The organism is Pseudoalteromonas sp. SCQQ13, from assembly GCF_015864415.1.
GTDB classification, from domain to species: domain Bacteria; phylum Pseudomonadota; class Gammaproteobacteria; order Enterobacterales; family Alteromonadaceae; genus Pseudoalteromonas; species Pseudoalteromonas nigrifaciens.
Genome location: NZ_JADYXG010000027.1, coordinates 33407 through 34886, shown reverse-complemented (window position 1 = coordinate 34886; position 1480 = coordinate 33407). Strand labels below are relative to the sequence as shown.

The following is a 1480-nucleotide window of genomic DNA, read 5'->3' as shown; positions in this document are numbered from 1 at the left end:
TTAACCAGTGAACTTCGCCATTACTTGTAAGTAGCGGTGATGCTCTCTTTTTGTAACTGAGCTAACGACCCATATTACAATTTTAAAACGTGACTATTATATAATCATAGGTTTTATATGTGGTGGGTGATACTGGACTTGAACCAGTGACCCTCGCCTTGTAAGGGCGATGCTCTCCCAACTGAGCTAATCACCCACATATAAATTAAAACGCTACTATTAAAATAAATAGTACTGGACTTTAACCAGTGAACTTCGCCGTTGCTTATTAGTAGCGGAGATGCTCTCTTTTTCTAACTGAGCTAATTACTCATATAGAAATTTAGATGTGAACACTTATAAAAAGTGGTGGGTGATACTGGACTTGAACCAGTGACCCTCGCCTTGTAAGGGCGATGCTCTCCCAACTGAGCTAATCACCCACATCTAAACAACAACACAATGCTGCGTTGTTGTGGGGCGCTATTATAGATAGAGTTGTAAATGTGTCAACACTTGAATGATAAAAATGTGCTGAGTGGGGGTTTTATAAACAACAAGTAATGTTTGGAGTTTGTTTTATCGACAAATCAATGCTTAGTGTTTAAATAAACGCCGTATTATCTGTTTAGGCTTAGATAGTTAATATCGAAAATCAAGAAAGTAATAAGCCAATCTATTTTAACTTAGTTGCTGTGGTGTGTTTATTGATCATAAAGTGCAGCTTATATAAAGTAATCACTTAAGTTATAAATTTACGCCGTGATTAAATCGCCTTTAAATTAAACCAATTTTAATCCGCAAAAAACCAATGCGATCTAATAGTGCGTAAAGTGGTTATTATGCCAAGGCATAAAGTAAGGATACGTCATTGAACGATGAACTAAATATGCCAAGTTGAATTTGCATATAAATGTATACCTTTTCTATGCTCAATAAAAATTAAAACAAGCAGAGCAGGGGTTATCTAATCATCCAGCCATAATTTATAATACACTCAAGGGGCTAATTTACTGTAAATTGCCCTTTTTAGCCTGCTTGGTAGCCAGTTTGTTGAAAAATAAACCATTTAAATAAAGCAGAACAAAAAACTGTTGACTTTATTTTGGGTGGTGCATAGAATGCGCCCCGCACTAAGCAATACACGACGTGTTTATCACAGCGTGTGTAAATAAGTTGGGGCTATAGCTCAGCTGGGAGAGCGCTTCGCTGGCAGTGAAGAGGTCTGCGGTTCGATCCCGCATAGCTCCACCAACTTATTAGTGTTTGTCCTAGGGTAGCAGTTTTCTGTGTCCCCATCGTCTAGAGGCCTAGGACACCGCCCTTTCACGGCGGTAACAGGGGTTCGAATCCCCTTGGGGACGCCATTTAGCTTTAATTAGTTAAAGGCGGTTTTACCGAGAAAATAGCGTCACAATTAAAGCTCGAGTCTTTACTTGTATTAAGCGCAATTACCTTAAAACTCAGGATGTGAGTTAAACTAATCAATTGTCCTAGTGAT

At 38.5% G+C, this 1480-nt stretch carries 4 tRNA genes; 2 read left to right on the top strand and 2 right to left on the bottom strand.

Annotated features, from left to right (window positions below):
* Positions 1 to 120: 120 nt before the first annotated feature.
* Positions 121 to 196 (bottom strand) — tRNA-Val (locus tag I6F41_RS16700).
* Between the two features lie 150 nt (positions 197 to 346).
* Positions 347 to 422, bottom strand: a tRNA-Val gene (locus I6F41_RS16695).
* 735 nt (positions 423 to 1157) lie between these two features.
* Between I6F41_RS16695 and I6F41_RS16690 the strand changes: the two genes are divergently transcribed.
* Together I6F41_RS16690 and I6F41_RS16685 are read left to right on the top strand one after the other, a co-directional pair.
* Positions 1158 to 1233: transfer RNA gene (locus I6F41_RS16690), tRNA-Ala, on the top strand.
* A 37-nt stretch (positions 1234 to 1270) separates the two neighbouring features.
* Positions 1271 to 1346, top strand: a tRNA-Glu gene (locus I6F41_RS16685).
* Positions 1347 to 1480: the final 134 nt, after the last annotated feature.